Here is a 7,309-nt window from a genome sequence, read left to right on the forward strand (position 1 = left end):
CCTTTTTTCTTGTACTTACTTGTGCTTACTTGCCGCTGCGCAGGATCTTGCCCGTGCCGCCATCCTTGATCAACTGTGCAATCAGCACGTCGATCTTGCCGCCATTGTTGTCGATGGTCGAGACGAAATCGGTCTGCTGGGTAATGGCCAGCCAGACGCCCGAGACCTGAACGTCCACAACCTTCCAGCCCGAACCGTCATTGAGCACGCGCCAGACCAGATTGGTGGGCGCGCTCGACCGGCCGCCGGCCAGTTGCGTGGTCACCAGCACGTCGCCGGGCTTGCGCACCAGCGAACCGAGCACCACGACCTTTTCGCCGTGATAATCGTCGATCCGGCTCATATAGACGCCCTCGGCATAGGTACGGAAGGCGGCGGAAAAGCGGTTATACTGATCGGGCGTGACGCTGCGGGCATATTTGCCCATCACGAAACGCGTCACCTTGGGAACATCGATCAGGCGGTTGATAAGGACGCGAAACGCCTCCTTCTTGGCCGCATCACTTTTGCTCCGGTCGTTCAACACGGCCAGAACCTCGCGCGCGCCTTGTTGCACAAAGGCTTCGGCATTGGCGTCGCGGGCGGATTGGGCAAGCGCCACAGGCGCGGCAACCGGCAGCGCGGCGGCCACCACACCTGCCACGCCCAGCGCGAAAGACAGCTTCAGATCAGCGCGAAACATCGACAGCTCCATGACCAGCATCGGGGGGGGGGGAAGGCATTGGCCTGCCGGTCGCGGCACCCCTTGGCCGCGACACAGGTTTTGGTCAATGCCCAAGCCCCGCACCAACGCGTGAAGAAAATACGCCGGACCGAAAAATCCGGCGTTTGAAAAAGCAGCACCGAATCAAAAACCCGGCGTTTTTTAACAGGCAAGCCGAATCAGAAATCCGACATTTTTATAAGGTTGGCCGAATCAAAAATCCGGCAATGCCGCCGCCTTACCCGTGGCGTCCTGAACAACGGCTGCACGCTGCTGGCTATAGGCCGCGCGGGTGAAGGCATAGGGATCGGACGCGCCATAGATGGCCGACATCGTGCCATCATTCTTTTCGCGCCAGTTGATCCCGGCCATCGCAAAGCGCGCCGCCCCGCCCGGCGAGGTGAAGATGCCGCCGATCACAAAGCCCACCGGATCGGTAAACGTATCGACCAGACGGCCAAACCCGTCGCGCACATTCGACGGCCCAAGGAAGGGCAGCATCACATAAGGCCCCGGCTTTGCGCCATAGCGGCCCAGCGTCTGACCGAAATCGGCCGGGCGGCGGCGCAATCCGCCCGCCGAGGCGACATCGATCAGGCCGCCGATGCCGATCGTCGAATTGATCGCAAAACGCACCGTGGTTTTCAGCGCCCGCCCGATCTTGAGCTGGACCACCTGATTGATCGCGGTGCTCGGTTCGTCCAGATTGAGGATGGCATTGTTGACCCCGGCCCGGAAAATCTGCGGCGTCACCGCGCGATACCCATGGGCGACAGGGGCAAGCATCTTGCGTTCAAAAAAAACGTCAAAGGCAAAAATGTCGCGATTGGGCTTGTGCCATGGATCGCGCAGCAGCATCGGCTCGCTGGCCGGAGCAGCATCGACGGGTGCAGCATCTACGGGCGCCGCATTGGCAGGCGCGGGGCCGTTATCCGCAGGCGGAGCGCTCTGCGCAGCCGGAGCCTCAGCCTGGGGTGCACTGGCCTCACTCTGGGGTGCGCTGGGCGTAGTCTGCTGGGAATCGCCCGCAACGCCATCCAGCGGCAGAGCCGCGATATGGGGCGCGTCATTCGCCTGCGCCAGCAGCGATGAACCAAGAGCGGCCGGAGCCGTAACCGGGACAGAGGAAACGCTGGCCAGCAGCAGGGCCGATAGGGGCATTACGATCATATCCAAGCTTCCATCATTATGCCCGCCCGCAGAAACGCCACCCCATGGCGGTCCTGTGTTTGAGCATCACCCGAATCCCCTTCCCTGCGCCAGAGCATTTTTCTTGGCGCAAAGCAATTCCCGCCAGAAGTCGTCCGCCGCCATGTGTTGCGTCAAACTGCCCCTATGCGCGCTTGCGGCCCATGCTAGACATGCCCCGGCGCAGGCGCAGATGGGGAGCAGGGATGCGATTGACAATAGGCATGGCGACTTTGGCGCTGATGACCCCGGCCATGGGCGCCCCCGCATTGGCCGCGCCCTACAAGGTCATCATCACCCGCGACACTTGGGGCATCGCCCATATCCGGGGCGAAACCGACGCCGATGCGGTCTATGGCATGGTCTATGCGCAGGCCCAGGATGACTTCAACCGGATCGAGGTCAATTACCTGACCAGCCTTGGCCGCTTGGCCGAGGCGGAGGGGGAAAAGGCGATCTGGCAGGATCTGCGCCAGCGCCTGTTTATCGACCCCGCGCGGCTCAAGGCCGATTATGCGCGCAGCCCGGCTTGGCTGAAAGCGATCATGGAGGCTTGGGCGGGCGGGCTGAACGCCTATCTGGCCGATCACCCGGAAGTGAAACCCCGCGTCCTGACGCATTTCGAACCGTGGATGGCGCTCTCCTTCACCGAGGGCAGCATCGGCGGCGACATCGAGGGCATTGCCCTCTCGCAGCTCGAAGGCTTCTACACCCATCACAAGCTGGCCATGACGGGCGAGGAGCGCGGCATCGTCTTTCGCGAGCCGCAGGGGTCGAACGGCTTCGCCATCTCGCCGGGGCATAGCGAGAGCGGCCATGCGCTGCTCTATATCAACCCGCACACCACCTTCTATTTCCGCTCCGAATTGCAGATGACCAGCGCGCAGGGCCTCAACGCCTATGGCGCGGTGACATGGGGCCAGCCCTTCATCTATCAGGGCTTTAACCAGCACGCCGGATGGATGCACACCTCCAGCGGCATCGACAATGTCGACGAATATGCCGAAAGCATCGTTGAAACCCCGCAGGGTAAAGCATACCGATATGGCGCACAGACCCGCCCGCTGATCGTCAAGCCGATCACCCTGTCCTATCGCATGGCCGATGGCACGATGGCGCGGCGCACCTTCGAAACCTATGCCACCCACCATGGCCCGATCATCCGCGAAGAAGGCGGCAAGTGGATCGCCATTGCGCTGATGAACAAGCCCGTGCCCGCGCTGGAGCAGAGCTTTCTGCGCACCAAGGCGCATGATCTGGCCGGTTTCCTGAAAATCGCCGGGATCAAGGCCAACAGTTCGAACAACACGCTGTTTGCCGATGACAAGGGCCACATCGCCTATCTCCACCCGCAATTCGTGCCGATCCGCGACCAGCGTTTCGACTGGCGCGCGCCGGTCGATGGGGCCGATCCGCGCACCGACTGGATGGGGCTTCACCTGCTGTCCGACCTGCCGCAGGTGATCGATCCGAAGAATGGCTGGGCCTATAACACCAACAATGCGCCATGGAGCGCGGCGGGCGCCGATTCGCCGCGCAAGGGCGCCTATCCGGCGTATATGGACGAGGTGGGCGCCAATCCGCGCGGGCCTCATGCCGAGCGCGTTCTGGCCGCTACGCCGCGCTTCACGCTCGATAGCCTGATTGCGGCGGGCCATGATCCTTGGCTGCCCGCGTTCGATCGCCTGCTGCCGCGCCTGTTTGCCGCCGATGCCGCCGCCCCCTCGCCCGCGCGCGCTGAGGCTATTGCCCTGCTCAAAAGCTGGGACCATCGCACCTCCACCGCGTCGACCGCCGAAACGCTGGCCATCGTCTGGGGCGAAAACCTCTGGGCCAAGGGGGCCGAAAGCGCCAAGAAGCAGCGCATGAGCCTGTGGGACTGGATGGATGAACAGGCCACGGGCGAGCAGCGCCTTGCCGCGCTGGATGAGGCCATGGCGCGTTTGACCAAGGACTTTGGCGACTGGCGCGTGCCATGGGGCGAACTCAACCGCTATCAGCGCCTGACCGGGGCGATCACCCAGCCCTATGACGATGCGCAGCCCAGCCTGCCCGTGGCCTTCACCTCATCCCAGTGGGGCGCGCTGGCCGTGTCGAGCGGGCCGCGCGTGGCGGGCATGAAGCGCTATTACGGCAACCGGGGCAACAGTTTCATCGCCGCCGTCGAATTCGGCCCGCGCGTCACCGCCCGCGCAATCAGCACGGGCGGCGCCAGCGGCGACCCCACATCCCCCCATTTCACCGATCAGGCGCAGCGCTATCTCTCCGGCGATCTGCGCCCGGTCTGGTTCTATCCGGCGGACATAAAGGCGCATGCGGAGAGCACGCGCATTCTGATCAGGCGTTAGACCGAAAGCGTCCCCAATATCCCCCCATCGGCCGCCCAGCTTTGCGCGGTCACATGGGATGCATCATCGGACAGCAGGAAAGCGGCGACGGCGGCGGCCTCGGCGGCGGTGCCGATGCGGCCCTGCGGCACGCGGGCGGCCATCGCGGGGCGCTGCGCCTCGGGCACATCGGCCAGCATCGGCGTTTCGATGAAACCGGGCAGCAGGCAATTACAGCGCACGCCAAAGGGCGCGGCCTCCATCGCCACGGCGCGGGCGATGCCTTGGGCTGCATGTTTGCTGGCCACATAGGCGACATTGGCCGCCATGCCCCGCACCGAGGCCAGCGACCCGGTAATCAGGATCGCGCCCCGCCGCCGCGCCATCATGCCCGGCAGGACATGGGCGATGGCCCAGAACAGCGAGGTGGTGTTCACCCGCATCACCTCGTCAAACATCGCATCGCCATAGGCCGAAACCGGCGCAAAGGCCCCGCCGGTGCCGGCGTTGAGGAACAGCCCGTCGATCGGCCCGCCCTGCGCCTCCAGCGCATCGAGCGCGCCGATCAGTTGCGCCTTGTCGCCCACATCGGCGGCGGCCCAGCCAGCATTCAACTGTGCGCCCAGATCGCGGAGCATCCCTTCCCGCCGCGCGATCAGGCCCGGTTTTCCGCCGCCCGCCGCGATCCTTTCGGCGGTGGCGCGGCCGATGCCGGTGCTGGCCCCGGTGATGACGATATGGCGGCCTGCGAAATTCATCTTCTTCTCCCATGTTTTGATCTTGCCACCACTTTGTATCTATTACTGACAGAAATCCAGCCTCGAAATCGCGGTGGGTGACTTGTTGATTTCAATGAGCTAGACTTCATGCAAACAATTGCAAAACATCACAGGGATGCCCATGTCCAACGCCGAACTCTCGCCGCTGTTCTTTCTGGCCATGGCCTGCATTCTGGCCGCCTCGCGCATCGTGGGCTGGGCGGCCCGGCGCTTTCTGGGCCAGCCGCAGGTGGTGGGCGAAATGATCGCGGGCGTGCTGCTGGGGCCTTCGCTGCTGGGCTGGCTGGCGCCGGGTGTCGAGGCGATGCTGTTTCCGCCGGAATTGAAAAAGATCCTGTATGTCGGCGCGCAGCTTGGCGTGGGCCTCTATATGTTTCTGGTCGGCCTGACCTTCAGCCGCGAAGAATTCAGCATGAATGCCGGGCGCGCGACAGCCGTGTCGGTGGCGGGCATGGCCGCGCCCTTTGCGGTGGCGGCGGCCATGGCGCCATGGCTGATCGCGCAAAGCGGCCTGTTCATGCCCCATGTCGGCGTCGCGCAGGCCAGCCTGTTTCTGGGCGCGGCGATTGCGATCACGGCCTTTCCGATGCTGGCGCGCATCATCCATGAACAAGGCCTCGCGGGCACACGCATGGGCACGCTCAGCCTTGCGGCGGGCGCGATCGGCGATGCGGGCGCATGGGTGGTCATGGCGCTGGTGCTGGCCAGCCTTGGCGCGGGGCCTGCCGTAGCGATCAAGGCGGGCGGCGGCGGGCTGGCCTTTGCGCTGGTGATGGCGCTGGTCGCGCCGCGCTTGCTGGCCCCGCTGGGCCGCCGGGCCGAGGCGCGCGGCATGGACGATGGGTTACTGACGCTGGTGCTGGGGCTTTTCCTGCTATGCGCTTGGGCGATGGATGCCTGCGGGATGCATGCGGTGTTCGGCGGTTTTCTGCTGGGCACGGCCATGCCGCGCGGCGCTCTGGCCGAGGGACTGCGCACGCGCCTCGAACCCTTTGCCACCACTTTTCTCCTGCCGATGTTCTTCACCTTCTCCGGCCTCAACACCCAGCTTCAGGTGCTGGGCAAGCTCGATCTGGTGCTGGTCACTCTGGCGATCATGGCCGCCGCCGTGCTGGCCAAGGGCGGCGCGTGCTATCTGGCCGCGCGCCTTTCGGGCGAGGACAACCGCAGCGCGCTTGGCATTGGCGCGCTGATGAATGCGCGCGGGCTGATGGAGCTGATCATCATCAACATCGGGCTTCAGGCCGGGATCATCGGGCCGGGCCTGTTTGCGATTCTGGTACTGATGGCGATTGTCACCACGCTGATGGCCTCGCCTCTGCTGGCGCTTTCACGCCGGTTTGGCTGAGGCCGGGGCCGCTGTTTAGGGCCTGTTGAAAGGATTGCGAGTTTTGTCGCTTTTTTGCCTTGCCATCCCGCCCCGCTATAGCTAAACGCCCGCCTCACCGCTGGAGTGCCGCTTTAGCTCAGCCGGTAGAGCACATCATTCGTAATGATGGGGTCAGGTGTTCGAGTCACCTAAGCGGCACCATATTTTCAATAACTTAGCTGAGAAATGAGACGGGCTTCGGCCCGTCTTTTTCGTTTCGGGCATCAGATAGGCATCAGGCGCAGGCAAAACTCCTCGTGAAGCTTCCTATCGATTGACTTTTGGCTGGTGGGGCAGCCGATCCCGAATAAAATTCACGCGCTAGAAATATCAATCCGACAAGGTCATCGACAAACATATTTGGATTCATCGAAGCGAATATCCAGCTCGCGCCGCCCCCCCCCAAAGTTATTGCGCACAATATCAGACGCGCTTAATGGACAGGCCGAGGCACCTCACCCCGGCCGTCCACAAGGGCAGGATGTAAATCCTCCTTCGCCTCGATATGAGATAGACTCGGTGGGTCGCTTGAAGCGGCCCAAGCTTACTGGACCGCGCGAAACTGTCCGCGACGCCTTACAGTTGCCCCGCAACTGTCCGGAGTGATGTCGGGCAAGAAAGCAAAATTCATGTCTCGAAGACCTGCTTGACCAGCGCTCTCTTCCCAGCATTCTTCTACTTTAGGCGGCCTATCTTACTGCGAATTGCCTCCTTCCGACAAAAATCTAACTATACCATACAGATATGCCGATGCCGACTGGCCAGCGATCTGCTGTGCGAAGTCTTCGGTTGTTATCGTTACCGCCGTTCCTCGCCGAGAATTCAGCACTTGCAGGCGGCTGGGAACAACTGAGGTGCTGCCGGTTTGATGGACACCGAGATAAGGTGTTTTCATCGAACGGAGAGCATCGATGCAACGAAGGAAGTTTAGCCGTGAGTTCAA

General features: G+C 63.0%; 6 protein-coding genes and 1 tRNA gene. 3 read left to right on the plus strand and 4 right to left on the minus strand.

The window, feature by feature from the left end; all coding sequences use genetic code 11:
* Nucleotides 1-25: 25 nt before the first annotated feature.
* Together GGR38_RS17550 and GGR38_RS17555 are read right to left on the minus strand one after the other, a co-directional pair.
* Nucleotides 26-682 carry an MlaC/ttg2D family ABC transporter substrate-binding protein gene (locus tag GGR38_RS17550; protein WP_183627452.1) on the minus strand — a complete coding sequence of 219 codons (657 nt, stop codon included), beginning with the start codon at nt 680-682 and terminating at the stop codon, nt 26-28.
* A gap of 234 nt (nt 683-916) precedes the next feature.
* Entirely contained in the window at nt 917-1,873 is a 957-nt protein-coding gene (locus tag GGR38_RS17555; RefSeq protein WP_183627453.1) for an MlaA family lipoprotein, read from the minus strand.
* A 224-nt stretch (nt 1,874-2,097) separates the two neighbouring features.
* Between GGR38_RS17555 and GGR38_RS17560 the strand changes: the two genes are divergently transcribed.
* Nucleotides 2,098-4,239, plus strand: coding sequence for a penicillin acylase family protein (locus GGR38_RS17560; protein ID WP_183627454.1), 2,142 nt, complete (start codon nt 2,098-2,100; stop codon nt 4,237-4,239).
* Here GGR38_RS17560 and GGR38_RS17565 read toward each other — a convergent pair.
* On the minus strand, nt 4,236-4,976 hold the full coding sequence (locus tag GGR38_RS17565; protein ID WP_183627455.1) for an SDR family NAD(P)-dependent oxidoreductase: 741 nt from the start codon (nt 4,974-4,976) through the stop codon (nt 4,236-4,238). The two genes, GGR38_RS17560 and GGR38_RS17565, sit on opposite strands and share 4 nt — an antisense overlap.
* A gap of 142 nt (nt 4,977-5,118) precedes the next feature.
* Here GGR38_RS17565 and GGR38_RS17570 point away from each other — a divergent pair, with 142 nt between their 5' ends.
* Together GGR38_RS17570 and GGR38_RS17575 are read left to right on the plus strand one after the other, a co-directional pair.
* Nucleotides 5,119-6,345, plus strand: a complete 1,227-nt coding sequence (locus GGR38_RS17570; RefSeq protein WP_183627456.1) for a cation:proton antiporter — start codon at nt 5,119-5,121, stop codon at nt 6,343-6,345.
* A gap of 107 nt (nt 6,346-6,452) precedes the next feature.
* Nucleotides 6,453-6,528, plus strand: a tRNA-Thr gene (locus tag GGR38_RS17575).
* 532 nt (nt 6,529-7,060) lie between these two features.
* On the opposite strand, the gene GGR38_RS23975 is transcribed toward GGR38_RS17575, so the two are convergent.
* Nucleotides 7,061-7,309 (minus strand): hypothetical protein (locus GGR38_RS23975; protein ID WP_221227140.1); only part of this gene is annotated, 249 nt, incomplete at its 5' end.

The sequence above is a fragment of the Novosphingobium sediminicola genome (genome assembly GCF_014196525.1).
GTDB classification, from domain to species: Bacteria; Pseudomonadota; Alphaproteobacteria; order Sphingomonadales; family Sphingomonadaceae; genus Novosphingobium; species Novosphingobium sediminicola.

Bases quoted from the DNA above. Each gene is read 5' to 3' on its own strand.
- GGR38_RS17565 (WP_183627455.1), bottom strand. From the start codon at position 4,976: ATGAATTTCGCAGGCCGCCATATCGTCATCACCGGGGCCAGCACCGGC.
- GGR38_RS17560 (WP_183627454.1), top strand. From the start codon at position 2,098: ATGCGATTGACAATAGGCATGGCGACTTTGGCGCTGATGACCCCGGCC.
- GGR38_RS17550 (WP_183627452.1), bottom strand. From the start codon at position 682: ATGTTTCGCGCTGATCTGAAGCTGTCTTTCGCGCTGGGCGTGGCAGGT.
- GGR38_RS17570 (WP_183627456.1), top strand. From the start codon at position 5,119: ATGTCCAACGCCGAACTCTCGCCGCTGTTCTTTCTGGCCATGGCCTGC.
- GGR38_RS17555 (WP_183627453.1), bottom strand. From the start codon at position 1,873: ATGATCGTAATGCCCCTATCGGCCCTGCTGCTGGCCAGCGTTTCCTCT.